Raw genomic sequence first — 26,995 nt, 5'->3', positions numbered from 1 at the left:
CTAAAAAACTTATATTATCTCCTGTTCCCTTAATAACGTAAGAAGGTATTCAAACTGCTTGTTGATCGCCTCCCTTTCTATCCCTATTGGAAACGCAATGGGGTCTTTTGTGCCTGCTACGAGGTAATCACTTACACGATTACTAGCAAGGAGTTTATCCTGAATATAGCTTTCAAAAGCCCTCGCAGTAAGTTCAATAATATCAGCCCAATATGGCTTTTTCCCTTTGTCTAGCTTCATAGATGCTAAAACATAGTTAGAGACTTGTGAAGGATAAGGTATCTTTTCCACTCTATCTCCAGTTTCCTTTTCATGAAGCCAAGCTAAGGACAAGGCAAACTTTTTTAAATCTCTTTGTTGTATCGTTATTAATTTCTTTTTCTTTTCTGCAATGTCACCTATGCCATAATATTTTTCCATCTCAAGTGACTCTTCCAAATCTATTTTTTGCATTTCAGTATACTCTTCCATGCTAGCTAAAAGGTCTCTGTTATGATTTCTATAGATCTTTCTAAACTCTAAGCCTCTATACGAAACACCTGTACTATTAGTGTTTTTGATATATGCAATGCTATTTCCGCTCCTGATTGCCGTTACCAACTCTTCATATGCGTTTTTAACCCTAATATCTATATAGGAACCCAAAGTATCTACATTGGAAGCATATCCCCTTCTAGAGGTATCTCCATGGCTTAAACAATAGATATAATGATCAAGAGCATGCCACCATTCGTGAGCCAATACCCCTAAAGATCCTTTATTCTTAGTCATATTAATTACTCGAGAGAGAGGTTCATAGTGTGCAAGTGCCTGTCCTCCTCTTCCTCTAGCACCATATGCCATTGCCAACGTACCGTCTAAAGAAAGAGATTTAGAACTACTACCTAAAATGTCAGCTAAATCCATCATAGCATCTGAAGAACGAATTAGATGCTCCATAGCTTTTTCATCATCTACATAGTTACCAAACTGAACGCCTCTAAATCCAAAAAAGGAGATTAAGTCTTCTGGTTTTTCGATGTAACTAGGGTGGCCTCCTGTTCTGTCAGGTCTTTCTGGTAGTTCTCTAAACCAAGAAGAAGATTTCTTCTTTGGTTTAGCAGCTGTGTTTTTATTTAATAACTCATCCCAGGTGTTTATTAAGAAGGCTGTTTTAAAGCTACTTTGATAGCCACGCTTTAAATAAAAGTCTCTAAATTCCCCCCCTAAAACACTTAATCGAGCAGGTCCAAGGTATGCTTCCTTTTGTCGTCTTTCCGTATTTAATTCTTTTCCAAGGCGATTGATAAAAGGGGCTACATCGTCAATCCCTCGAAGCTCTTCCATACAACTCAATAAATATTGGGCTGCTATCATAAAGGCTTTCCGTCCTTCTCTTGTTTGGTTTGCTGGTACTTTATCAACACGATTAAGGATTAATTGCTTTAGTTTAGCAATTGCCGGTTCTGTTCCTTTTGCCTTTTCATTCTCTAAGGAGAAATGCTTGAAGAATTGTTGTTTGGAAATGAGTTCCTCTGATAAAAGAGGATTTACCTTTTCGATTTCCTCTAGTAGTTCACTGCTTTGCTTTTCTTCAAATGCTTTTCGAAGCTCTGCAAGTTCTTTTCTGGAACCATTTATTAGCTCTCCTACATCATAAGAAACCTTATTTGTAGTTTGTTTATCGGTTCTAATGTCTCTGATTTCAGTATTGTTTTGCTCCATATCCATAAATAAACTTAATTGATTGGTCATTAATTTTTCCTCCTGAGTTATATAAAAAAGGACTAGTGGTTATACCGCTAATCCTCTTTCTAAATTCTTTATTCTATTGGGGAAATTACTTCTTTTCTGCTAATTCGGTAATTTCTTCATTCGTTAATCCATAATACTGCGTAGGTTCTACAGTAAATCTTAAACACGGACTTAAATAAATGTCGTTTATTACTTGGCCATTAAAAATCAATTGTTTTTGTCCTTCAATAATTTCAAATTCCTTTTCATCTTCAAAATGGTCTACAAACATAGCAACTGCCATTTCATCCAAAGATTTATGGAACAATCGTTTTCTACTGTTCATCTCCGTAAATATTTCATTGCTCCTTCTATCTCTATATGTTCAAATATACTAGCTAATCTTATTAAACTAACTTTCTTATAACACCATTAGGGCTAATTAATTTAACTGAAACATCCCTTTTAGTCCTCGTTTTAGTAATAGTTGTTTTACTACCGTTATCATGAGTTTTCACTTCAGTCTCTACAACTTTAGAAACAATCTCTAATCCTTGGACTAGATGATAACTATCTCCTTCTCCAAGTTCTCCGTTGATTGCTCCACTTGCCATTAAAAGCGATAACTGACCTTGGTTTAAAGGTAGAATAGGATCTCCCCCAATAGCCAACTGTCTTGGCTTAGACCGATTGATAAAAGCAGTAAATCCTTTACTATTTTTTATCCCCTCCACAAAATCACCTTTGTTAGCAAGTTTTGTGTAGAAAGTTTTTATTTCCTGAATACCTGAGGGAACTTCCCATTTTTTATTTGCCCTTATAATTTGGTCAATTGAATTAACCTTTGTTTGAACAAAAGATTCAGAGTCCATATTTAGCAGAAATTCATATAAATTCTTATTAATTTCCTTTACTTTGCCGCTTTTCTTTTTTCCGATAAAGATACATTGTCTAAAGTCATCATAATCTTCATCCGAAAATCGCATAATCCCAACATCAAAAAATTGGGTTGCTAGAAATCTGGCAATCTGTTTATCTGCAAAACGATAAGAAGGAATAACGTAAATCATTAATCCTCTTTCAGCTAAGTAACGAGTGTTACGATATAACTCGCTCCATTCCTTACGATCAGCAGAATCGTCTTCCATTCCCTTCATACTGTAATCATATGGTGGGTTTAAATATAGAAGTGATATAGCGTCGTTTTGTATCACCATGCTTTCTATAGGAGCATTAATACAATGATGTAATAACTCCTGTGCTTTAGCTGCTCTTTGTTTGTCTAATTCCACTCCATATGTTGAAATCAGACAATCATCGGACTGAAAAGCTTGTGATAGCTGGTGAAGTATTTTGCCTTCTCCACATGTTGGATCGAACCAGACACCACTGCCTGTTACACTTAACAAATCTATTAAATTTTGCCCTTGTGTTTCTGGAGTTGCAAAGAAACCACTACGTAATAGCGATAGGTAAGGTTTTGATGTAATCTCCACCTTTTCCCCCGCTCCACACCGTACGTGAAAGTTTCCCTTCATACGGCGTTCCCTCTGACAATTTTAAATAATAGGTTCTAGTTTACATGCTGAACGCAGTTTGTTTAATTTCTTAATCTGCTTTTCATTAATTTTAAGTATTTGCATGTATTTTTTAATGGTCTCTTCTTTCCGAGTATGAACCAGGATATGAACCTGTTTGTGCAAAACGACTAGATTATCAAATTCATCATTACCTCCAAGACATAGAGGGATTATATGATGACAGTGATAATTTTCTAATTCATTACTAAGGTCAATACCAGTGACATGGCATTTTCCTCTGGATGCACTGAACTTTGAGATACGATTATCGTTGTACTGAATGGTTCTTTCAGGTATATACGTCTTCGCAAGGATATTAACCGCTTTGCGCATGTTGTATATTAGGTTGACCTTTGCATTCAGTTCTCTTCCAACAGTCGTGTAATCAGTGATATTTTGATTAAACGATAGGGGGATTGTACTCTTCACTGCCGGTACCGGTATAAGGGGCACATCTCCTATTTTGAAAGTGTGATAGTTGTATCTTTCATATCCTCGGACTTTAAACTGTCCATATAGTCCTCGCTTTTTAAGTCGATTCCAAATGCAACGGTGGACTCGGTAGGCGATAAGTTTCATATCACTCGAAACATGGGTGGCAACTTGGAAATAGTTATGAATTCCTCTTAGATAAGAATTGAATGCATATGCTTGTTTCCGACTATGGTTAGACCATAGCTGTTTGGTCCTTTCCCTAAGTGACTGAATGATATCCTCTTTCTTCTTGTCGCTTATGTTTGTGTAAGCAACTCGAGTATTTCTTTTCTTAACAGCTCTCATTGAAAAGCCTAGGAATTCGGACTTTCGTTTCCTAAGATTTGTAATCTTAGACTTCTCTTTAGATATATCTAGACCTAATCTAATTTTGAGGAAGTCTTTAATAGCATAGAACCATCTTTCGGCGGATTCTCTATCTTTAGTAAAAACCTTGAAGTCATCCGCATATCTTACAAGCCATCCTTCTTTTAGGTTGGTTTTCTTGAGTGCTCTCCATTTGTTGGAGTTCTTAGGATATGCAAGTAGAGTTCTAAAGTTTTCCCATTGATTTGATATCCAGTGGTCAAGTTCGTTAAGAACTATGTTTGAAAGTAATGGAGATAAAATTCCACCCTGTGGAACTCCCTTCTTGGCTTTGCCTTCTCCCTCAATCTCTGCTCTAAGCATTTTCTTGATTACCGCTAGTATCTGTTTATCCCTTATCCCTAATGTGTAGAGTTGTCGGATTAATTTGTTGTGGTTAACATTGTCGAAGAATCCTTTGATATCAATGTCTACAACAAAGTGACATTTTCCCACATTAATAAGGTTTGCTGCTCTTCCAAGTGCATGGTGAGTAGAGCGATTGGGTCTAAATCCATAAGAGTGTTTATAGAATTTCGCCTCACAGATGGGCTCAAGAATTTGTTTGATAGCTTGTTGAATTAATCGGTCTTCCATGGAGGGATTCCGAGTGGTCTTTTTGAGCCATTGACTTTGTCAATAAAGACCCTTCTTACACTATCAGGTTTAAAGTCCAAGAATCTATTTCTGATTCTGTTGATGAACGAATCTTCATCAAGGACTTTATAGTCATGAATAGTTAAACCATCCGTACCTTTTGTTTTACTTCCTGTATTGGATTTGATTGTTCTATATGCTAATAGGAGGTTTTCCCTACCGATGATTAAATCCATCAGGGTGTGGAACAGCTCTCCATTTGAAGATTTAGCATAAAGTTCATCAAATACTGGTTGCAGATTATAGTACTCAGAAAATCTAACTGCATTTGACATTGGTAAGTTTGTTACTCTCCCTTTATTGAGATTTCACCTACTGAGTCTTAACCGATTGCTTACCGCTAGATTTGTTTCTATTATTTATTAATCAGACTAGTGGCCGTCCCTCAGCTATATTTCTATAGCTTCATCAGTACCATGCCACCACTTTCACGATTGTCAATCTATGTTATAGATAAGGTTATCTTTTCCATAGAACCGCTTCAAAGGAGCCAATTCCTCCACGTCAATCGCTTCCCACGTTCCATTGTCTTTATCCATACATACATCCTTAGGTGCCTTCTTTACACCTGTCTGCTTGAACACTCCTATATAGTGCTAAGGATTTTCATAACAAAAAGTCTTACTCATCCTCACAGACCCCGCTATAACAGGATGGTTATTCCTAACCATTTCGGCTCTAGATGTGTACTTTCAAAGGTTCGTCAGTTTCCGTAGAAACAATTCTCACCATAGATGCTTTGTGGACGCCCGGCATATCGTACTTCCATTACCTTTCAGCATTGGGAAGTACTTCTGCCGACTTCACCTGGCTTCATACACTAATTAATTTTGGCTTCAACTAATGCATGCAGGAGTCTTAGCGATTATGCTTCGGGGCGGTTAAATCCCTCATTTCATAATTCAAGACAACAGTTAGCTATCTACTGACAGCCGACCTTTTCACTTTAGAGACACAAGTTTATAGGTCAACGTGTCGCACTTTTATTCCCAACATGACTCATACTAATATTCCTCCTAAGTACTGTGCTTTGATATCTTTCCAACCTCTATTGGTACAATTGTTCTCAATGAATTCCTGGTAAGGGTCGCTAAAATCATCTAATAACGTAACCAGCTCATTGAGTTGCTTCTCTGTAATCTTTGATTTGGTATATAAGGTTTTTAGGTGTGTTAATACAATGACCTTTAAACTCCTTTCCTTCTCCTCGCAAGCAGTAACTATTGCTCTGTAGTAAAGAAAAGGAAGGTATTCACTTGCCTTATCCAAGAATGGTTGTAGTACTTTATAATTCTCTATATATAATTTCATAAAGACCTCCGTTAATAGAAAAACGTTCATTCTACATTAGAATGAACGTTTTAAATTCCTTAATAACTTAATTATCCCAAGGATTCTTTCCGCTATAATAGTTAGCATTCTCAAAAGGATCTTCATTTGGAATATCGTTATTATATTTGTTGTTGTTTGAATAGCTATTAGAGCTATTAGATGAGGATGAGTTTTTAGGTTCTAAAAATAAGATATCCTCTGCTACAACATCCAAAGAAAATTTTCTTTGATTGTTCTCTGTATAAGTACTACTTTGTAATCTAGCTACGATGCCTACTTGCATACCTTTTTTAAAATGTTTATAGCAAGTATTAGCAAGGCTTTTCCCTTTAAATGCTTTAATAGGGATGAAATCACAATTATCTTGCTCTCCTTGCTTGCTAAAGCCTCTTTGAACAGCTAGTGTAAACTTACAAACTGGGTTTTCCTCATTTCCTTGCATTACAGGATCTTTAGTTAATCTTCCAATTAGTGATGTATAGTTTTTCATAATAAATTCCTCATTTCATTTTTTTGCAAATAAAAAATTATGTCTCTCTTATAAGGAAACATAATTTTTAACACACCCAACAATTATATAGTCAGCGTCTCTATTCAATTCTTCTAACCTCTTTTATCTGCACTAAATCAAATATCGAAGAAATAGCCAAGAATAGCTTTTTTCATTCGAGCAGGCAAACTTTCATTTTCATTTCCATGATAATTAGTACTGAAGTTATATTGTTTCTCTCCTTTAAGCCTCCACATAACCTTTTCACCAATAGCTTGTTCAATAGACTCAACGAAAATAGCAACCTCTTTAATGGCATATTTTTTTGATTCGGACTTAGCGTGATAAATGCGGCGGTCTCCATTTTTAAAAATAATCTCCGCACTCATCCGTGTAGTTCTTTCATAAACAATAACCGTCTCCATATTCCTTCTACAATCCTCAAATACCTCATAATTCATTGTTAATTTGTTAGTAGCTGTTTCCATTTTTATCCATTCCTCTCTTTTATAAAATTTATTTATAAGCAAACGCAAAAAAGCGCCCTGAGAGTTCGTTTAATAAGCATAAAAATGCTATTAAGTACGATCCCAAAGGACGCTGCGTTTAATTATTTATACCTGCTAACCAAAAGGTGGTTGCTGAAAAATCAAAAATAAAATATATTTATAAATTAATTTTACTATTTCTATTCGTGATGTTCAACCAATATTTATTTTATACATATAATCAACATTGATAATTATACGCTACATAGTGTAGATGACTCGTATGTCAATAGACAAAGGACAACAAAAAAATGTACCACAAGATCCGTGCATATTCAAATTAGGCACATCTTTCACTAAACCGATTATTATAAAGAAGCAGTAACTATTCAAAAAACCTATTATGTCTTTAAGTACAACATAACTTTATTCCTATACATATTTTTTGTCACGATTTCACATCGAGAAGCGGGCATGTTAGCCTACTTTGACAGAGCTAACTCGTTATATCTGGCTGCACTTTTTATTGCACTAGTGTGTAATTAATCCTTCAACCTATGTATTTTTTTTTGCAAAACACATGTGTGCTGATTGTGGTGCAAAATTTAATATAGATGTTTTAGAATAACCTAAACTCAAAAAGATTATTCATTAATACATATCTATTTTTTCTAATAAATTATTTAGAGAGCGCCTGATATCTAATGTATCACTTCTTAACTCTTCTAATTTTTCTAGCGGATAATTATTAAATATTAGTCTATCACCACTAATTAAGTGAAAATAATCATTTAAAATGAAATATCGGCTTAGACACTGTAATTGATGTACTATATCATTCTTTATATTTTCAATAATTTTATTATCGAAAGAATTCTTTCTTTTTTTCCACTTTTCAACTATTAACGATAACTCATTAGTTAATTCAAGACTAAATGGTTGCGCAGCAAAATCCGTATCAATAATTCCTTCTATTATGTCTATAACATCCTCTTTGAAGATTTGAAACTTTTCATTGTCACTATCATTTAAAGTATCTATATTCATAAAACCGTTATCTATTTTTTGGTAAAAGTCATCTCTAATCTTTTTCAATTCTTTTTCCGAGTACTTATTACCTTTAGGATGTTCATTATTATATGATCCTACTTCTGCATGACAATCAAAACATAATGGAATACAATTGTCAAAGCTGTCTTTTCCACCTTTTGATTTTTGCTTTATATGGTGTAATTCTATCTTTGTTTTAACACTTCTCTCACATATGCAACAATGTCTTTTGCAAGCTGTTAAAGCCGATACTATAACTTCTTTTGAAAACCCCATATTAGTCCCCCAAAATAAAGTATTAATTTTTAATTACCAACTTTTATATATATAAGAATTACATTGAGCTCTAAAGAATCTAGTATGAATATTAGGAACTTTGCGAAAGAGAATATGTTTATGTTATCAATTAGTGCTAGTTACATTTACTTTAACTTTATTTATAGTTGGAACTCCTGCATTTTCGAGTGTCTGTAAAAGTTCTGAAATACTACTAGTAGTTTGCCTAGTATTCTCTATTCTCCCATATCTAGAAACTTCTCTTTCATTACTAACTGTGAAAATTATGCATTCTTTAGCTCTCGATAGTGCAACAAAAAATGCATTTTTATCTGCTTCTCTTTGTGTGGAGAAACTCCAAAAAGCAGCATCCTCTACACCAAGAAAGATTACAGTATGATATTCTAACCCTTTACTTTTATGAATAGTCATAATAGGAATACTATATTCTCCACAGAAATCGCGGATTAGTTCTTCCATGGAAATACCATTCCTGTAATTTAATTTCAAAGGTAGCTTTTTTATTATCACATTTAAATAATTCCCTTGATTGTATTTTGGATAAAGTGATTTGATAATATCTTCATTCAAATAATTAATAATTCCTCTTATGATGCTCTCAAACTTCTCTTTAAAGTTACTTTCATCTATAGTATCAAAACAATCTTTAATCCTTGATAATAAGTTGACTAATTCTTTTTCAATAGATATGTAATTTAAACTTTGTACATCTATATCTCCATACTTAATCTCTATAATTTCATCAATTACATTTAACCATAATTCTGGAGACTTTTCTTTATAGGTTAACTCCAAAAACTTTATCAAAAGTATTATTATTTCCTCTGATAAAAGGTCTTGATACTCCTTTTCAATTCTACTTTGTATATTTAATTTCGATAATTCATTCATAATAGTTGCTGCATATATATGTTCTTGCTGTTTAACAATAATACAAAGTTCTTTAGGTTTTAGTTTCTCTTCTTTAATCCACTCACTAATTCTTTCAGCTAATATTCTAGCTTCACTATTATGGTTTTCGAAATTCCAAACTTCACATACCCCATCATCCTCCTTCCAATTTCCAGTAGCTTTTACATTTACTGTATGATTATTTAAAGTTTGTGAAAAAATATTTTGTATATATACTAGTTTGGGCGCCGATCTAAAATTGCATACAAGTGTAGTCTGTTGGGCATTAAAGTCTGAAGTAAATACATCAAATGCATTAGGCAAAGCTCCTGCCCACCCCATTATTCGCTGTTTGTTATCACCAACAGCTGTCAGTCTCGTATCTGATTCTAAAAAGATAGTTTTCACTAAATTATATTGCAAATCTGTAGTATCTTGAAACTCATCTAAAAACACGTGACTGTATGTCGCCCTTAAAGCATTAACGATTAAAGGATTTTGACTTAAAAGATATTCAACTAAAATGGATATAATCGGGAAAGTTAATGAACTTTTAAGTTCACCGCTTCCTTTGATTAACACCTTCCATATTCTTTTATTAATCCAAGAATACAAATCATTTTCAAAACTTACTATGGGTAAGTTTGAACTTTTTATCGTTCTCATTAATTGATTAAAGTTATATTCATGTTGCCAATTTCGATAGTATAAATTTGTTTCAGTAATATATCTCTTTACAATATCATCAATATTTCTCTCATTTAAGATTATTTCATAATCCTTTTTTGGCTTATAATCCTCTGGTAGTGCATTTAAAAACTGCTCTAATAATCCCCTAGAAAAAGCATCAAATGTTTTAGATTCAAATCTCCTTACTACATCTTTGCCATACCTACTTTGAACCCTCTCTTGAAGATTTTTTGCTGCATCTGATTTAAAACTTATGGCTAAAATCTTTTTAGGTTTAGGACAAGTATTAGTTTCAATTAAATATCCTGCTTTATGAGCTAATAATTCTGTCTTACCCGCTCCTGGTCCAGCAGCTATTGCTATATTGGTTGGGTACTTAATTGCTTCTAAAGCTGCATCTTCTAAAATAATATTATTTGAAGGTAACCATTCGTTTGCATCTATACTCACTTAAATTCCCCCCTTATAATCCAATCTTTTCTTTTATTCGATTAATAAGCTTAATCAGTTCTAAAGGAGCGTTATCAAGTAATTTTTTATTATTAATATCTTTAAGTGCTGCAATATGTGTACTAGGCTTCCCTCTACCTAAAAATAAAGAATTGTACCAAATCATTATTTTTTTTTCTTCATCTGAATACGTTTTTGCAGAAGCAGCACTACTTTTTAAAGTAGCATGTATAGAACTCCGTAACTTACCATTATACTCTGCGGAATCTTCATCCTCGATATCTCTAGGACCATTTTTCATAGTTTGATGATATTCTTCTTCAAACTCTTTTAGCATAGAAAAATCAATATCTAAAGGGTATGAAAAGAATACATCTTCTTTTTCTAATTTTTTTATCCACATATTCATACTGGCTATTCTTTCAACATTTCTTTTGTGAAACTGTTCAATATTATCCATAGTGTAGGTATAATTGTAGGTATAATTTCTTTTCTTGCCACCTATAGTCACTTTAACTTTCAGAAAATCTTCTGAAGTTCTATCATTTGCATGAAGCTGGTTTAAAACATACTTAATCCTTCCCCATCCTCCTCCATTTCTCTCTCTATCTAAATCTAACAACGTAACATGAGGTATTGATAAATCATTTAATAGTTTCCACATGTGATTAACATGTCTACCACCTAAAGGTACTATGGAAATATTAAAATCATCTAGAAATATATCTGAAGCACTTAATAACTTAGGTAATACAATTTCTTCACTATCACCTTCTCCTAAAACTACTAGTTTCGAGAAATATAAATCTGGATATGCTCTAACGGCTTCTTTAATATAAGTGTGTGCTTCATCAGTTTTTTCTGGAAGTGTAATGGAATTTACTATCGACTCAGAGTTTTCTACTTGTAAATGTCTTATATACTCAGGATCTATTTTGCTAACTATCGATGAATTGTGCGATGATAAAATAACTTGTGCATTATCTTTTTGAGCTATTTCTTTTAAATTCCTAACTACTCTTCCTAATAAGTGTTGTGAAATATGATTTTCTGGTTCCTCTATAGCTAATATGTTTAACAAAGGCTTATCCTTTTTATCTTGATTATTTTCAATTTCAAGTAAAGCAGAAACTAAGGTTATGTAGAATAAAGATTTTAAACCATCACCAAGTTCTTCAACTTTAACAGTATTCCCATCAACACTAGGATTAAATAAAATTTCTACATTTTTCAAAAAATCCTCTAAAGTATTACTGTTAAATTTTAAATTGCTATTTGAATATCTATGATCCCTATGATACTTATTCCATTGGGTGTTTAATATTTCTTGAACGTTCTTTATCCCATCAACACCCTTAAATAAATCTTCAATAGGCGTGGTCAAAGTCTCTATTTCTTCACCTAGCTTTTCTGGCCATTTAATACCATCAAAAATTCTCCACAATAACGTTCCAGAAGCATTTTTAAGCTGATTAGTGGGATTTCGCATAGCTGGCACATACATCATTTGAATTAAATTTCTATGATGAATTGGTACCTTTACTAAGTCTTCATCTTCTTCTATGGCTCCATATGGTACTTTTATATAATACATTTCCTGTTCTATATTACCTTCAGGGTTTAAACCCTGTATCCACTTTCCTTTCAATCTGATTCTTAAATATGGATCTTCACCAATCCGTTCAATAACTAGATGTTTAATAAATTCAGGGATTGTTACTATTTCTTCTGGAGTTTGAGTTCTTAATTCAGGAAAGTTTATTTTTGCTTCAATGGAAAGATTAATTTCTTCAACCATCGAACTATCAGTATTACTCGGAATATGGAAGTCTGTTTTAATTAAAGTTCTATCTATGTTTTTTTGCCCAAACATCCTTAATAAAGCTGTGATTAGACCTGTTTTCCCAGAACTATTCGCCCCTATTAATGCTGTTAAGTCATTTATCTTAACAACTTGTAAAGAGTCACCAAAAGACCTAAAATTATTTAAATGTAATTCAGAAATCAACATTGAAATACCCCCCTCTTATTTCCCATTATATAGTAAACTCTTACTTAAACTCTATTGATTTCGAAATCACTCTATATGGTTTAATAACAAAGTCCTTTTTAAGAATTATATTTTTATTATGAAATGATTATGGTTTGTTTAGTAATTAAGGGTTTTCCCATAAAAATATAAACTATTCATTGTGATTTATGATTAAATTATAAAATATATTAATTTTAGCAATAGTTTTATAGATGTTTTTGCTAGTCTAAGTTATTTAATATTAGGACAGAAGCACCACATCCTAATGGAACTCAAATACGATGGATTTTAGTTATATTTATCGAGAGGCTACGGTGATATAAACAAAGTAGAACTGAAACCCAGGGAGTATTTAGAAGAATAATTTCATTGGCGGCTTAATTTTATAATAGATTTTTATTCATAAAAAATATAAAAAGAGATAACTTAACTAATCTGGTATCTCTTTTTCATTTTAATGAATGGATTATAGAGAAGATGAGGATATAAACTTTTTATTTTTTAGTTTGTCCGTTTTAAAATACGTTAATCTCCTCCATATTAACTCAATTGGTCCTTGTCTAAATAATAATAGCCACAAATAACTTAACCAGATTTGAAAAAGTGCCATTAAACAAGAAATTATGATTAACTTTGATGGAGATAAGGTTCCATACAAATGGAATACTTTAAAAATAACAAAGCCTATTATATTTTGCAGTAAGTAATTACTCATTGAAGTTCTACCAATATTGCCAATTAAGGTAAGACTTACTTTAAACTTGTGCATTATTAATAAAACACTTAATCCGTAAAATAATGACATCAATGGGTTACCAATAGCTTCAGCTGCTTGCAAGTACAATAAAGAACTTGGCTTTAAAACTGGCAGTAGTTTAATAGATGTCCCTATAAGTCCAAATATTCCCCAAAAAATGAAGTGTTTTGCTGTTATTTTCAATAAAATTGATTTGTTTTTAGCAACCAAGACACCAATTAAAAACATTGGAAAAATACTTATATATAAATAGGGTAAGTTATCCGGTTGATAGGTATTTAGCCAATCATAAAAATTCTGTAGAAATAATAGTGTTCCACCTGATTGGTAATTCATAATAACTGAAATGATGTAATTGTGATCAAGATACTCAGACGGGTCGTAATTATAACCGATAAGATTATATAAAATAAAAAAGTTTGGTAATAAGACAATAACAATCATCATACTTATAATCCTTTTTGGAGCCTTATAAAGCGGAAGTAAAAGAATACCGAAAATTGCATAGACAATTAATATGTCTCCATACCATATAAAAAAAGCATGGAGTATCCCGATACCTAGTAATATAATCTGCCTTTTTGAAAAAAGTTTGTAAGGATTATTCCCCTTTGCAGCAGCTCGGTCCATGAATATCATAAAACTAAATCCAAATAGCATAGAGAATAATGAATAAAAGTTCCCCTCTGCAAAGATAAATAATAACTTCTCCACTATCCGATTATGATGTGAGGTCCAAAGGCTGCTTGGAAAGCTATCATATAAAAGGGGAGTACTTAAAGGCAATATGTTAGCAAATGCTATACCTAAAATTGCAAAACCTCTTATAACATCAATTGAATGGATTCTATTTAATTTATCCATTTATTTATCCCTTCTTTCATGAAAAAAACTCCCCAAATATAGCAATAAAATTTTGCTCATTTGGGGAGTCCCATCGGTTTATTTTATGTTAAATAAAGCATAGCAACTAATATGTATACAGTCAATAATCTATGTTGTGATTAGTTTTTTCTTACTTTGTTTAATAATTTCTTCATATATTTCCTCTTGACGAGCTTCCCATATCTTAGCGGCTTCCTCTTCAGAAACATACTTACTAAAGAACTTAATTGCTGGTTGCCCTAACATATAAATAGGAATATGTTCTATCCTCTTTACCTTCCTTTTAGGGACATTCTCTTTAATAAACCCACGGACAGCTTCTTCTGCTGGATCGCTTAACTGTTGTTTGGATTCTTCATCTTCTATAGAATTAGCATAATCTAATTGGATAGCTTTAACAGTATAACCCGCTTTCTGTTTTATCCCTTTTCTTCCTAATACGTATGCTATGTTCCTTCTAATTTGTTCTTCTGGAAATTCTTTTATTAACCAGTCAATTTTATCAGACTTCACTCCTAAGTTTGATAACTGGAGCTGCAATTCATCAAAAAGTGATAATTGCTCTTCATCTAATTTTTCGTCTTCTTCTAAAGAAAGTTCCTCCCCTATAAAGTTGGAGGTACTATTAATGATAAATTCAATACTAGTAACTTTTCTTCCAGTCTTGATCTCATTAAACTGAAAATTAATATCTGTAGTATTATTAATTTCATTTTGAGCAACTAATAAAACCTTACTCTTAAAATGTCCATATTGTTTATACTTAGTAGGTTCTATTCCTAGAAAAGTACGAAGTTCCATTAATGTTAACTTCCTTTTTCTAATTCGCTCATATTGTTTAAGGAGCTCATAGATTCTAATGGAATAAACAGAATTTAGTCGCACTACATTTTCCAGTTGATAAGAAGTAAACTTATCTTTTAACTCCAGGAAAAAGCCTTTTAATTCCGGATGGAATTGAAGAGTAATATATCCTTCGTTATCTTCATAAATAGAAGTTATTACCCAACTATAGTTTCGTTGCTTTCCATCCTTTTTAATGGTTAGCACTTTGGTTTGTAAGCCATTCACAATTTCTCTAAGGTAAGAATAAAATCCAGTTTTCTTTGAATTACCGATAATTTCAATGAAATCTCTAGCTCTAAATCGATATGTTTTTAATGTTTCATCTTTAGGTTGGACTTTAGAGGCCATAACCAAAAGAATTCTCTGCTCTTGTAAGGATAATTTATATGTACTTTCAATTAACTCATTTGATTTAGTGACCCAATTCTTTGTACTTATACTATCGAGTTCATTTTCACTCTCAATGATTGAATAATCCATACGATCCTCCGAATACTCATTATATAATTATACTATCACTAAATTATCATAAGGTGATAGTATTGTAAATAAAGTATCCCCAAAATTACTAGAGAATAAGTAAGTATCACTAATTTTGCTGATTAAATAGAACAAATTGTTTAAAGTATAATAAAGTATCACTAATTTTGCGCATTAAGGTTATTACAGGATCTAAACGAATAATAATTGGGATGTTATTATCATTTATATTCTGTATTGGAGTACAATTGATTAAAATTTAGAGGATTATCGGTACAGTTCATGGAGAAACTATCCTTTTTTCAATGTATACACGCAAAATTGGTGATAGTTATGGTATAACAAACGCTAAATTAGTGATATTACAGGTTGGTGCAGAGCATTTCGGAGAATTTTAGCTATTAATACAATATGCATCGCAAAATTAGTGATAGTTAAACTCACATTCCACTTATACAACCATAAATGCCGTCATCACATTGTTTTAGATTGACGCAAAATCAGTGATAGTTAAATTATTTCCATAGATATATAGTGATAAATCAGCATTATTAATTTTAAAATTTCATAAACTTAAGTGACATTTTTCGATTTTTTGAACCTTTATTAATTGTCAATGTGACAAATTCCGCAAAATTGGTGATACTTTAGAAAAATAATCCATAAAATTATCTTATCTGGATATGCTGATAGTAAAATTAGTGATACTTCACGCTAAATTAGTGATACTTCATACTAAATCAGTGATATCTTCACGCTAAATCAGTGATATCTTCACGCTAAATCAGTGATATCTTCACGTTAAACCAGTGATATCTTTCACGCTAAATTAGTGATATCTTCACGCTAAATTGGTGATACTTCACGCTAAATTAGTGATACTTCACGCTAAATTAGTGATATCTTCACGCTAAATTGGTGATATCTCCGCGCTAAATTAGTGATACTTCACGCTAAATTGGTGATATCTCCACGCTAAATTAGTGATACTTCACGCTAAATTGGTGATACTTCACGCTAAATTGGTGATACCTTACGCTAAATTGGTGATAGTTATGTCCCTCAAACCCTTGCTATTTCTACTTCATTCGACATCATAAAACAATTAAAACATTATAAATAATAATAAAACATAATAATAAAACATTTAAACAGGAATAAATCTGTTTTGTTTTTCATATTATATAGGTTATATTTTTTGAATTAAAAATCCCCCTAAAAGGGGATTTTTAACTAGCTTCAGTTGAATTTTTATTTTCCTGATTAATAAAAGTAAATCCAGCTTTTATAAGTAGCCTAGATATTTCGGTCATTTTATCTAATGTATCACTCTTATCTTTAGTTATGTAACTTTTGCAAAAACCTCTCGCCATTACTAAAACTTCATTTTCATACCCGTATATATCCACTATCTCACAATTCTTTTCTTTTTCATTACCTTCTTGTAACTCCATATAATAAATAAGATTTTTACTAGTATTCATTTTCTAACCTCATTCCAGAAAAAAATGTAATTAAACCCTCAAAAAAGAAGAAGCTAAATGCTTCTCCCATCCTTTAGTTATATTTCAAAGACTAGCTGACCATCAGACTCACTTGTTGTCGGAATAGTTGCTGCTTCTATCTTTTCTCTTTTTTCTCTTAAGTACTTTTCATTCAATCCATCAGAAATTGCCGAAATCATTAAAAATTGAATAGCAGCTTTTTGGGTTTCCTCAGTGAAGTGTCCATATTCCCAACCTAACCAAGAGTAAACATGCTCGTAAGCTTGCTGTCTAGTTGTGCAGGATTCTTTACATACTACGAATGTAGCTTTATTCCATACTAACTTTTCTTTAGTGAATTCTTGACTAGTTGGAAAGAAAAAAATGCTGCTATGATTAGTTATTTGTCTCTCTTTTAAGAAGCTATATAGTTTTGCTTCCTCCATGTTAAACTCTATATTTATATAAAAAATTGGATTGGTCGTTTTCGTCTCTAATTTATTGATAGTTTTATTCGGAAGAAATACTAGCTCTCCGTCATAATTAAAGCGTTTTGGACGTAGTTTTTCCCTTTGAATAGAAATACCCTCTGTATCTATCCAAGCGTCTAGGATAGCCATTATTTCATCCTCAGATATTAATACAAGATTATCTCTTTTACTAATAAATAAAAGATGTTCTAAGAGTAACTTTCTACCTTCAAAGGTTAATCCTCCTGGAGAGTAATCTACCTGTTTTATACGCTTAAAGGTTTCAAATTGATTTGCGTATTTAGTATTTTCATTGATGTTAAACAAATCAATTTGCCCAACATCATCATTCTGCTTTAGCATTGCTTTATAATTCGGTCTAGATAGAGTCTCTCTATAGCGAATATCGTTTCGCATAGATAACATAAGGTTCTTCCACTCTAATAAACCTAAATAATTGTAACCATCACTAATATAGCGTTGTAACATCGGATCTTTACCTTGAGAAATCATTCCACATGTCCAACAACCATTTCGTGCATTTGCACTTCCACCACAAGTTTTACCTTCTTCAGATTTTACGGAACATTCCAGTACTCCTTCTCCATATTGAGTTGTTAATTCCTCTAGACTTACACCAAAAGGAAGAATTTCATCCTGGAGTAGATAGAACCATAACTCATCCGAAGTAATAAAACGGATAGGAGAAAAACAAAGTATTTCTTTAAATACTGCGTGTTTCCCATAATAGGATTCTTTATCAACTGCGTGTTTATTGATACTTGCTCTTCTTCTTGCGCTTTCTTCATCTCGAACGCCAATCCATGCTGTAAGTAAGTGTTCATTACCCAACTGGATTGGAGCGGCTGCAATTAATTCTTTTATTTTCTTATTAGTGGGATTGATTTTTAACCAATAGGTACAAGAACGAGTTTTAGTTTTAGGTGTAGGAAGCAGATTTCCTCTACCAAGTGTTCTTACAAAAAAGTTATCTTTCATATCAGGTTGGACCCGGTGTACTTCTATAGGTAGTTGATCTACTACAGCCTTTTGCTCAATTTTATCTAAGGAAGATGCTATATAGTTCCTCATAACAGGTGTTTCTACTCCAGTTTCAGAGGTCATTATATGTACCTTTTTATTTCTTTCTTCAATTGGTAAATCCATTAACATCTGCCATGTTAAACTGAGAACTAGGCTGGAATCTTTTCCACCTGAAAATAAAATAACAATAGGTCTATTATCCATTAAATAGATTCTTTTCATTTCCGCTTTTACTTGTTCAAAAATATCCATATAGATAATCCACTGCTAAAAACAATTAGTGAGGGATATCCCCCGCTAATCAATATTAGCAGTGGATATTCACCTCCAAATTATTATTAAGCTAGTATTCGATTCGCAATCGTGGCCTTTTGCTTTCGGTTCAGCATCCCTAACATTTTTGATTCATCTTCTAGTGTCATAATGGAAAAGTCTAAGCGGATATCTTTCACCACTCTAAACTGATCAATTTCTTTTTGTGTAATAGTTCCATTCGTAATGAATGTATCTAATAATGCCGAATTTGGTTTTACGTAATCAATTAGCAGCCCTTCACCAAGACAATCATATATATAAGGAATATCGTATTTAGGGGTGTTACTCACTAATGATATGCTTCCAAATTTATGAGCTATTGATTTTCTTTTTTCTTTAGATATACTCATTAATTCTTTTATTTCGTTAGAATTTAACAACTCTTTCTTTAAACCATCATATTGAAAGTTCAAAGAGTTCAATTGAGGTTTTAAATACTTTAATTTACTCATAATATCATTTAAATCCTCAACAAGTTCGTTATTTAGTTGCTCATTCCCTTTTATGGCTTCTTTGCCTAGTTTATTGAAGCTGGTCTTAACATAGTAGGTATCTGGTAATTTGAATTCCTGAATTAAATCATGGTACAACACATTTTCCTTAATCCGCTTCTCATCTATATCTACAACTTGGGTTAATAAACCAAGATTGTAAAGATACTCATTTAATCCCAGTAAATCAACTTCATAAATCTTTTTAGCTGTGAAGCGGCCAACTAAATTATAGTTAGTAAATTCATGACGTTTGGATTCACTTTTTTCTAGTTGTTCTCTAACTTTAGCTGTTAGTGATTTAATGTCCTTTTCTGTTTTCTTCAACATTTGATACTGTCCATTTTCAATAAATGATTCCATTAATTTTGCTGCAGAAATATTCTTTATTTGTTTTTTACTCATCTCTTTAATCCTTCTACTCCCTTATCTAGTATGGGGAGTTGTTAGTAGAAACTCCCCACTAGAAGAGGTAAAAGTTATTTGTATATTTGTTTTAGTAATAAAAAAGAGTCCTTGAAAATGACTGATTTGGTATAAAAAGTAAAAAAACTCTAATTTAGAGTGTTTTTACTTTTTATTATTTCTCTTTAAAGAACTGCTCCACCATTCGATTCATTTGGTCCCAACTACTTGCATTTTCATTGAGTAATATGTTGAATACATAAACGGAATTATATTTATATCGTGATATATTTCCATAATGACCATCGGAAAGGGTATGAAATGAACCAAAGTTATCATCGATCCACATTATAAATTCAGCAGTATCACAACCCAAATCGCGAGATTCTTTTAATAAATGAACATAATATTCTCCATTTAATTCTGCCTCAACAATATTTTCTGCTACATCTGTTTTTCTTGCTGTATAAAAAGTAAGTTCATAATACACGTCGTCATAATCCATATCTTCATCAAGATAATCAAGTTTAAGTTTTCTAATTCTTGCACCTGCTTTGCGATTTAATGTTGTAATGTTATCAATGTCGCAAGTAAGAGATTTTAAATTATTATTGGTGCTACCGTTTGCCATTTCTTCAAAATATAAAGGATCTCCAATTTTAACTCTACTAAATGGTTTAATATCGTACGTCTTTTCATTAAGAATTGTTATATTCATTTTATTTGTCTCCTTCAAATTCTTTTTTAATTTCTTCTTCACATACTCTTAAGGGATTAAGAAAATCGTTGTCTCGCCAATAATTAGTTAATAATGCTTCGTAATTTCACAATATTTACACTAATATCAAGGCTTTTAAATTTATTCACTACTATTTGTCTAGCATGATTTTCATCCGCTGCTAATACCTCTATTTCCTTTTTAACTTTTGATTAGAAAATTGTACAAAGAAGTAAACCATATAATGTTTCCTCTCTACTGATCTACCTTTATATCTTTCATCTCTGGGATTCACAATTTTAACTTGGTCTGTATGTAGATAGGTTAATAGCTCTCCAGATGCCACTTCAATAAGTGCCTTTTCATCTTGGAGAATGGTTATAATGGTTGTTTTACCTGTCGCTACTTTAAGCCCATCCATGTAAATACAATTTGGCTCTATACAGTACATGTTTTTTTGAGTGAAAAATGAAATGCTCATGCTATATCTTCCTCTCCAAACGAAAACAAATCGAACTCTTTAGGAGATAAATCTTCCCTAATGAAATCGATTTGTTTCAATGTCTCTATTAATTTAAGTTTTTGATTCTTTCTACTTCTCTTTTGAATAATTAAGGAGTTATTAACGATAGTTAAATAAATATCTCCCTTTACAAATAGTCCCTTTGAGTCAATCATCTTACAAGAAGGTCTTTTCGATAAATCGGTTATCCAATCTTGGTATGTCTTTGATGGATGTTCTATTATACAATCAATACTTGTTACGTGGGCTCCTAAACAGCCTATGGATAAATCAAATAAATAGGAACATCCAACAATATCTCCATCGAAATAAACTCGATAGCCTTTTAGTAACTCTCTGGACTGGTTCTGAAAAGGTTCTATACGAAAAACACTTCCATTCATACTCCATTCAAAGCCATCTTTCTTTTTAGTAAATCTTATCCCTCTTAAAGCTTCTTCTACTTCATCGGGCTCCATAGGGATAAAACATGTAAGTTTATACATCTTAGTCCTCTCCTATCTCTTTTTTCTTTGAAACACAAAAAGAGCCTTTAGGAACAGTCTTTAATAAAGCAAAATTGCTTAGACTGAACCCAAAGGCTCTTCATTTAGTAAATAACCAAAGAAAAATAACAAAATTTAAAAAATCTATGTGTTTATTTTACCTTTTTTATTTACTAGTTTCAATAATAGTATTTAATGAATAGTTGTTTCAATTTCAATTTGTTTAACAAGCTCATTAGCCGTTTTTTCACTGATATTCTCTGTGGCAGCTAGAACATCATAGTTTCCCATTTCAATAATAAGTTTAAATTCCTTTGTAAGTTGTTCGATTGGTGTTTCTGTTAATTTAGCAGCTAAAACTTCGTCTTCCACCATTGAAGTATCTGAATAGAAAATTTTCTTATTTACAGAGTAAATCTCAACTAAGTTTCCTTCTGAATGGAAATATGATTTTTTCGTATAGTAATTTACAGTTTGTTCACCATTAAAAAGTAGAGTGTTATGTAATAACATAGTATCAATCCTTTAACATTTTTATCTTTCGTTTCTATAAATGTTTTTATGACGGTTTTAAAATAATTTTATGCTATGAATAAGCTCCCATAGTGTCAATTATGTCAGTATTTTATTAAAAAATAGTAAATCTTTTATTGTTAAAAGTTAAAAACTAAATCCAATTAATTATATGATAAGTTGTTTATAGTTGGAATACCATAAAGTTTTATAAATATGGAATTATACTATAAAATAGAGTGTTTGAATAATAACCCTCAATCATTGAATTTGACACTTTATTACCATTAATGGTTTTATATTCTTATATAAGATGAAACTTTTGGAGGGGAAAATGAGGAGAAATGATTTATCAAATCATATAGAAACCAATATTCAAGGTAATATAGAACAAGCTTTTGAATACTTGCATTATGCATATGAGCATTCTTATAGCCCAGAGTTAAGAGCTAAGTTAGAAATATTATTAGAAATAGTGGATAAAGTATACGATCAGTCTGTTAACTTAGAAACAACCTATTTAAAGGAAAATGAAATTACTGAATCTATAAATGGAACAACGTCAAGAACCTCATCAAAAGGTTTAAGCGGAACTTCATTTAAACCACCTAAGAGATTGTATGCCTCCACTAATTCTAAAGCTCCACTAATTGAGCAGGGACGTGGAAGGAACGCTCGGCTTTATTAGGTAGGAATTCATAAACAAAAGAAAGCCCTCTTTAAAACAGAAGGCTTTCTTTTAATATTTCCTATGATACTTGTAAACATTTAAAGCATCATCAATTATTTCGACATCTACCGTATCTTTCTTAATTACTCCATTCTTATATTTAACTTCAAATTCAAATTGTGCGGGACCTTTCTTTAAGTTTGTAGGATATTCCTGATGCTTTTTATCATAGATGAAACCATCGTATAGAATATCTGAAACTTTAGACAAGGTTTTAGAAATTTTTACAGGTGTGTTATCCGTTTGTTTAGCTATTAGTGTTGATTTAAAATATTCTATAGGATAACTTGAAACATCCGCCTGTAGTAAGAATTTTTCACCACTATAGAATTTATCTAGCGAGTGTCCTAATTCATTATGTTTGTTTAACCAATCTTCCGTATGGTTTACATGTCCTATCAAAATTAAAGGTTTTGAGTTAAACCAGGTTTCAACTTCTGTCGTATCATATCCATCATTAACTACTACCGTAATATCATATCGACCTGTTTCAGTCTCTTGTTCATAACATAAGGTACTACCAGAAGTTACTCCATCTTTGTTTAGGACTAATGAATTTGTGGTGTCATCTTTATTAATATAAAGTTTTACATTCATCGCTTGTCCGTCTTGATCCTTAACATTTACGCAGATATTTACTTTGTCGCCTTCATAAACATCATCAGGATTATAAGTTACTGTAACCTCTGGTACTCTATTTTTTACTACTAATGATTTAGTTTTACTTGCTGTCTCTCCACTATCGTCCTTAACGGTTAATCTAATTTTCCATTCTCCGATAATATTAAATACCTTAGAAGGATTTAAGGAAGTTGAAAAACTAGTCCAACTTGAGGAATTCGGTGCTTGATATTCCCATTGATAAGTTAGAGGATCCTTATCTAAATCACTTGATTTGTTAGTAAAAGAAACAGTTGTGTTGTTGTAAATAGTTGATGGACTAAATGTGAAATCAGCAACAGGTGGCCTGTTTTTAACTTCTATTGTTTTGCTAATAGAATCGCTGGCATTACTACTATCTGTTACGGTAAGTCTAATTTTCCAATTTCCCTTTTGATCAAGAACTTTGGCTATATCCTTTGCCGTGGAAATCTCATTCCAAGTAGTTGTATTTGGCTTTTGAATTTCCCATTTATACGAAAGGCTATCTCCGTCTTCATCCTTAGATGCGTTGGTAAAAGTTATATTGGTGTCGTTATATACAGTTGTAGGATTGTAGGTAAAATCAGCTTTTGGTGGTCTATTTCCTACAGTGACAGTCTTGATTATGGAGTCACTTGTGTTACTGTTATCGATTACAGTGAGACGTACTTTCCAATCACCTTTTATTTCAAGCACTTTACTTGTATCTTTATCGGTGGAAATTTGAGTCCAAGTTGTTGTATTTGGTTTCTGAACTTCCCACTTATAAGTGAGCGTATCTCCATCAGCATCTGTTGAGCTATTCTTGAATAATACTGTCGTGTCATTATAAATAGCTTGTGGGCTGTAAGTAAAGTTGGCAAGAGGCGGTCGGTTAACTACCTTGATAGTTTGAGTAACACTATCACTAGCTGCATTCACATCCGTTACCGTTAGTCGAACTTTCCAGTCTCCTTTTTGATTCAATAGGCTGCTTGGATCTTTTTCGGTTGAAAAAGATGTCCAAGTAGTGGAGTTCGGTTTTTGAACTTCCCATCTATAAGTGAGCGTATCTCCATCTTTATCCGTTGAAGTATTGCTAAATTTAACCGTCGTATCGTTATAAATGGTTGTAGGACTATAAATAAAGCTTGCTGTAGGTGGTCTGTTTCCTACAGTAATGGTCTTTGTGACATTATCGCTAGCTCCGGTTACATCTGTTACAGTTAAACGAATTTGCCAGCTACCTTTCTTATTAAGTACTCTATTAGGGTCCTGTGACGTTGAGAATTCTGTCCAATTAGTAGAGTTTGGTTCTTGAGCTTCCCATTTATAAGTGAGAGTGTCTCCATCTTCATCTGTAGATAGATTTTGGAAAATAACTTTCGTATCATTATAGATGGTGTCGGGACTGTAATTGAACTTAGCTACAGGTGGTCTGTTATCTACCGTAAGAGTCTTAGTAACAGAGTGAGTAGCTTCTCCATCGTTAGCAGTCAAACGAATATTCCAATCTCCTCTGTCTGCAAATACCTTTCGTGAATCCTTTTCTTGTGAAAAAGTATTCCAACTGCTACTTCCTGATTTTTGATATTCCCACGTATATGAGAGTGTATCTTTATCCAAATCCTTTGATTTGTTTATAAAAGCTACCTCTGTATTGTTATAGATGTTTGTTGGGTTCCAGCTAAAGTCGGCAACGGGCGGTCTATTTATGACATATAAGTAGTGTCGTATGGATACTTCTTCCTCGCCATCTGAGACGGTTAGTTGGAATGTATAGTTACCTTTCTCCAATGTAAACTTTTCTGGAGATTCTTTAGTAGAAAATACTTGGTAATTTGAATCATCTGAACCATAAGGCTTTCTCTCCCATTTATAAGTAAGCGAGTCCCCATCTACGTCACTGGAAGTATTAATGATTCCAATAGAGGTATCATTATAAACAGTGTTACTTGGATCAAAAGAGAATTTAGCAACGGGCGGTCTATTTATGACATATAGATATCTTCTTACCGATGCCTCCTCTTCCCCATCTGAAACGGTTAGTTGAAACGTGTAATTACCCTTCTCCATCGTGAAGTTTTCAGGTGTTTTGTCCGTTGAGAATACTTCATAATTGGAATCATCTGAACCATAAGGCTTCCTTCCCCATTTATAGGTTAGGGAATCTCCATCAATGTCTGAAGAGGTATTGTTAATTCCAATAGAGGTATCATTATAAACTGTATTGCTAGGCTCAAAAATAAATTTAGCTTCTGGTGGCCTATTGTTTACATACAGGTAGTGTCTTACTGAGGTTTCAAATTTCCCATCTGAAACAGTAAGCTGGAAAGTGTACCTTCCTTTGGGCATTTTAAAATTCTTAGGTGTTTTATCTGTTGAGAAAACTTCATAGTTTGAATCGTCTGAACCATAAGGCTTTCTTTCCCATTTGTAAGTTAATGAATCACCATCGGGGTCGGAAGAATCGTTTATTAATCCAACTGAGGTATCATTGAATACTGTATTGCTTGGGTCAAAAGAAAATTTGGCAACAGGAGGTCTGTTTGCTTGGAAGTCTAAAACAGCTTGCGATCCTTGGAAGGTCCAATAAGATGTTTGAGCCCATTTCTTTTTATTTTTATCAACAGGACTAGTTACTCCATACCAGATTGCAACTTGAGATTCCTCGTAATCAACTTTTTTGTAGTCGGTGTTTTCATCGAAATATCTCTTCTCACCTAATTCATCTATAACGCTTGGAGCAGACTCCCTTGGAGTACTTCTTCTAAGAACCCCATCAGTATTCATCCTTAAGGTATTAGTTTCTTGGCCACTAGACAAAGATAGTTTTCCACCATTATAAGGTTTATCACTAAAATCAAAAGGTAAAATTAGGGGAGTTGCAACAATGTTACTATCCACTTGTTTTACAAGATATAGAATATACTTTGCGTCCTCATCACCAGCAAATAATTCGTCTAAAGGTAAGTATGCTTGGTAATTTACATCTGCATAACGCATATTACAGTCGTCTACTGCTCTATTCGTTGCTCCTGAGGGACATTCATTCCATACGCCAGCTCCTTGGTTATTATATTCCAAGTCCTCTGTAGCATCTGCCCAGTATTGTATGGTTTTATAAATTTTATCCTCCCCAATGTTACTATTACCAGCAATTTTTTTTGCAACTATATACGTATTTTGATTAGTAGCAGTATGTTCCTTGTAACCCATAAGAACAGACCACCCACTGAAATGTATATATGGCTGCTTTCCTTTTCCAAAGTCTTTATCAACAACCTCATAACCATTTTCTACGTACTTATTCATATAAACATCGGATACAATTCGCATACCCGAAGTAGCGGGCAATTCTTTATTTCCATACTTCTTATTCCAATTATTTTTTATTGTAGAGGATACATTATATATATCATCATCACCTGGTTCAGCATAGGCATTTGGAATAAAGAATAGAAAAAAACTAAGTAATAATAGAGGTATTACTAATTTAAATCTTAAATTGGTCATTTGCTTCCTACTTTCGAAAGATGGGCTTTAATGGCTGTTGTTTCATTAAATATCCTCACTCTCCTTCATTTAATTTAGCAAAAAAAAACAACCCAAGAAGCTATAAAATAGAGTGACTCTATCTATAGTTCCTGGGTTGTTCCCATTTAGTATATGTAATTTGCTATACATTAATTTTATAGCAAATTATGTTCTAAATCAA

At 32.5% G+C, this 26,995-nt stretch carries 20 protein-coding genes and 1 pseudogene; 1 reads left to right on the top strand and 20 read right to left on the bottom strand.

What is annotated here, in order from left to right; translation table 11 throughout:
* Positions 1 to 9: 9 nt before the first annotated feature.
* The 19 genes and pseudogenes from MKX82_RS27580 to MKX82_RS27490 form a co-directional block, all read right to left on the bottom strand.
* On the bottom strand, positions 10 to 1,734 hold the full coding sequence (locus tag MKX82_RS27580) for an LPD1 domain-containing protein (protein WP_341081770.1): 1,725 nt from the start codon (positions 1,732 to 1,734) through the stop codon (positions 10 to 12).
* A gap of 85 nt (positions 1,735 to 1,819) precedes the next feature.
* Entirely contained in the window at positions 1,820 to 2,059 is a 240-nt protein-coding gene (locus MKX82_RS27575; protein ID WP_341081769.1) for a hypothetical protein, read from the bottom strand.
* A 61-nt stretch (positions 2,060 to 2,120) separates the two neighbouring features.
* On the bottom strand, positions 2,121 to 3,209 hold the full coding sequence (locus tag MKX82_RS27570; protein WP_341081768.1) for a DUF6094 domain-containing protein: 1,089 nt from the start codon (positions 3,207 to 3,209) through the stop codon (positions 2,121 to 2,123).
* Positions 3,210 to 3,272: 63 nt separating this feature from the next.
* Positions 3,273 to 5,065 (bottom strand): annotated as a pseudogene (gene ltrA / locus MKX82_RS27565) (group II intron reverse transcriptase/maturase).
* 724 nt (positions 5,066 to 5,789) lie between these two features.
* A complete protein-coding gene (locus MKX82_RS27560; RefSeq protein WP_341081765.1) occupies positions 5,790 to 6,101 on the bottom strand; it encodes a hypothetical protein in 312 nt (103 codons plus the stop codon).
* Positions 6,102 to 6,168: 67 nt separating this feature from the next.
* Positions 6,169 to 6,612, bottom strand: coding sequence for a single-stranded DNA-binding protein (locus tag MKX82_RS27555; RefSeq protein ID WP_341081763.1), 444 nt, complete (start codon positions 6,610 to 6,612; stop codon positions 6,169 to 6,171).
* Between the two features lie 137 nt (positions 6,613 to 6,749).
* Positions 6,750 to 7,100 (bottom strand): DUF6018 family natural product bioysynthesis protein, encoded by a 351-nt coding sequence (locus MKX82_RS27550; protein ID WP_341081761.1) that lies wholly within the window; start codon positions 7,098 to 7,100, stop codon positions 6,750 to 6,752.
* Between the two features lie 651 nt (positions 7,101 to 7,751).
* Positions 7,752 to 8,426, bottom strand: a complete 675-nt coding sequence (locus MKX82_RS27545) for an HNH endonuclease (RefSeq protein WP_341081758.1) — start codon at positions 8,424 to 8,426, stop codon at positions 7,752 to 7,754.
* A gap of 126 nt (positions 8,427 to 8,552) precedes the next feature.
* Positions 8,553 to 10,478, bottom strand: a complete 1,926-nt coding sequence (locus MKX82_RS27540; RefSeq protein WP_341081756.1) for an ATP-dependent helicase — start codon at positions 10,476 to 10,478, stop codon at positions 8,553 to 8,555.
* Between the two features lie 13 nt (positions 10,479 to 10,491).
* A complete protein-coding gene (locus MKX82_RS27535) occupies positions 10,492 to 12,489 on the bottom strand; it encodes an ATP-dependent nuclease (RefSeq protein WP_341081754.1) in 1,998 nt (665 codons plus the stop codon).
* Positions 12,490 to 12,976: 487 nt separating this feature from the next.
* A complete protein-coding gene (locus MKX82_RS27530; RefSeq protein ID WP_341081752.1) occupies positions 12,977 to 14,131 on the bottom strand; it encodes a DUF418 domain-containing protein in 1,155 nt (384 codons plus the stop codon).
* 129 nt (positions 14,132 to 14,260) lie between these two features.
* A complete protein-coding gene (locus MKX82_RS27525) occupies positions 14,261 to 15,478 on the bottom strand; it encodes a replication initiation protein (RefSeq protein WP_341081750.1) in 1,218 nt (405 codons plus the stop codon).
* A gap of 1,229 nt (positions 15,479 to 16,707) precedes the next feature.
* Complete coding sequence (locus MKX82_RS27520; protein ID WP_341081748.1) at positions 16,708 to 16,962, bottom strand: hypothetical protein; 255 nt, start codon at positions 16,960 to 16,962, stop codon at positions 16,708 to 16,710.
* A gap of 77 nt (positions 16,963 to 17,039) precedes the next feature.
* Positions 17,040 to 18,728 (bottom strand): phosphoadenosine phosphosulfate reductase domain-containing protein, encoded by a 1,689-nt coding sequence (locus tag MKX82_RS27515; protein WP_341081746.1) that lies wholly within the window; start codon positions 18,726 to 18,728, stop codon positions 17,040 to 17,042.
* Positions 18,729 to 18,814: 86 nt separating this feature from the next.
* Complete coding sequence (locus MKX82_RS27510) at positions 18,815 to 19,687, bottom strand: hypothetical protein (RefSeq protein WP_341081744.1); 873 nt, start codon at positions 19,685 to 19,687, stop codon at positions 18,815 to 18,817.
* A 175-nt stretch (positions 19,688 to 19,862) separates the two neighbouring features.
* Positions 19,863 to 20,405: a hypothetical protein gene (locus MKX82_RS27505; RefSeq protein ID WP_341081743.1), complete on the bottom strand. Its 543-nt coding sequence runs from the start codon at positions 20,403 to 20,405 to the stop codon at positions 19,863 to 19,865.
* Positions 20,406 to 20,595: 190 nt separating this feature from the next.
* Entirely contained in the window at positions 20,596 to 20,886 is a 291-nt protein-coding gene (locus tag MKX82_RS27500; protein WP_341081740.1) for a hypothetical protein, read from the bottom strand.
* A complete protein-coding gene (locus tag MKX82_RS27495; RefSeq protein ID WP_341081738.1) occupies positions 20,883 to 21,413 on the bottom strand; it encodes a hypothetical protein in 531 nt (176 codons plus the stop codon). The genes MKX82_RS27500 and MKX82_RS27495 overlap by 4 nt, the downstream gene beginning before the upstream one ends.
* A 192-nt stretch (positions 21,414 to 21,605) precedes the next feature.
* Positions 21,606 to 21,926, bottom strand: coding sequence for a hypothetical protein (locus tag MKX82_RS27490; protein WP_341081737.1), 321 nt, complete (start codon positions 21,924 to 21,926; stop codon positions 21,606 to 21,608).
* A gap of 334 nt (positions 21,927 to 22,260) precedes the next feature.
* Between MKX82_RS27490 and MKX82_RS27485 the strand changes: the two genes are divergently transcribed.
* The gene (locus MKX82_RS27485; RefSeq protein ID WP_341081734.1) at positions 22,261 to 22,614 is read left to right on the top strand and encodes a hypothetical protein; all 354 of its coding nucleotides are present in this window, start codon (positions 22,261 to 22,263) and stop codon (positions 22,612 to 22,614) included.
* Between the two features lie 51 nt (positions 22,615 to 22,665).
* Here the strand turns inward: MKX82_RS27485 and MKX82_RS27480 are convergent, their stop codons facing one another.
* The gene (locus tag MKX82_RS27480) at positions 22,666 to 26,793 is read right to left on the bottom strand and encodes a PKD domain-containing protein (protein WP_341081730.1); all 4,128 of its coding nucleotides are present in this window, start codon (positions 26,791 to 26,793) and stop codon (positions 22,666 to 22,668) included.
* Positions 26,794 to 26,995 lie beyond the last annotated feature (202 nt).

Origin of the sequence: Niallia sp. FSL R7-0271, from assembly GCF_038005785.1 — a bacterium.
Taxonomy (GTDB): Bacteria; Bacillota; Bacilli; order Bacillales; family Cytobacillaceae; genus Niallia.
Note: the sequence above shows the minus strand (reverse complement) of the source record. Positions and strands in the feature narration are given on the sequence as shown.

Excerpts from the sequence above, each read along its gene's own strand:
- MKX82_RS27485 (WP_341081734.1), top strand. The coding sequence starts at position 22,261 with ATGAGGAGAAATGATTTATCAAATCATATAGAAACCAATATTCAAGGT.
- MKX82_RS27550 (WP_341081761.1), bottom strand. The coding sequence starts at position 7,100 with ATGGAAACAGCTACTAACAAATTAACAATGAATTATGAGGTATTTGAG.
- MKX82_RS27480 (WP_341081730.1), bottom strand. The coding sequence starts at position 26,793 with ATGACCAATTTAAGATTTAAATTAGTAATACCTCTATTATTACTTAGT.
- MKX82_RS27510 (WP_341081744.1), bottom strand. The coding sequence starts at position 19,687 with ATGAGTAAAAAACAAATAAAGAATATTTCTGCAGCAAAATTAATGGAA.
- MKX82_RS27530 (WP_341081752.1), bottom strand. The coding sequence starts at position 14,131 with ATGGATAAATTAAATAGAATCCATTCAATTGATGTTATAAGAGGTTTT.
- MKX82_RS27520 (WP_341081748.1), bottom strand. The coding sequence starts at position 16,962 with ATGAATACTAGTAAAAATCTTATTTATTATATGGAGTTACAAGAAGGT.
- MKX82_RS27490 (WP_341081737.1), bottom strand. The coding sequence starts at position 21,926 with ATGTTATTACATAACACTCTACTTTTTAATGGTGAACAAACTGTAAAT.
- MKX82_RS27505 (WP_341081743.1), bottom strand. The coding sequence starts at position 20,405 with ATGAATATAACAATTCTTAATGAAAAGACGTACGATATTAAACCATTT.
- MKX82_RS27495 (WP_341081738.1), bottom strand. The coding sequence starts at position 21,413 with ATGTATAAACTTACATGTTTTATCCCTATGGAGCCCGATGAAGTAGAA.
- MKX82_RS27545 (WP_341081758.1), bottom strand. The coding sequence starts at position 8,426 with ATGGGGTTTTCAAAAGAAGTTATAGTATCGGCTTTAACAGCTTGCAAA.
- MKX82_RS27580 (WP_341081770.1), bottom strand. The coding sequence starts at position 1,734 with ATGACCAATCAATTAAGTTTATTTATGGATATGGAGCAAAACAATACT.
- MKX82_RS27515 (WP_341081746.1), bottom strand. The coding sequence starts at position 18,728 with ATGGATATTTTTGAACAAGTAAAAGCGGAAATGAAAAGAATCTATTTA.
- MKX82_RS27535 (WP_341081754.1), bottom strand. The coding sequence starts at position 12,489 with ATGTTGATTTCTGAATTACATTTAAATAATTTTAGGTCTTTTGGTGAC.
- MKX82_RS27575 (WP_341081769.1), bottom strand. The coding sequence starts at position 2,059 with ATGAACAGTAGAAAACGATTGTTCCATAAATCTTTGGATGAAATGGCA.
- MKX82_RS27500 (WP_341081740.1), bottom strand. The coding sequence starts at position 20,886 with ATGAGCATTTCATTTTTCACTCAAAAAAACATGTACTGTATAGAGCCA.
- MKX82_RS27560 (WP_341081765.1), bottom strand. The coding sequence starts at position 6,101 with ATGAAATTATATATAGAGAATTATAAAGTACTACAACCATTCTTGGAT.
- MKX82_RS27525 (WP_341081750.1), bottom strand. The coding sequence starts at position 15,478 with ATGGATTATTCAATCATTGAGAGTGAAAATGAACTCGATAGTATAAGT.
- MKX82_RS27555 (WP_341081763.1), bottom strand. The coding sequence starts at position 6,612 with ATGAAAAACTATACATCACTAATTGGAAGATTAACTAAAGATCCTGTA.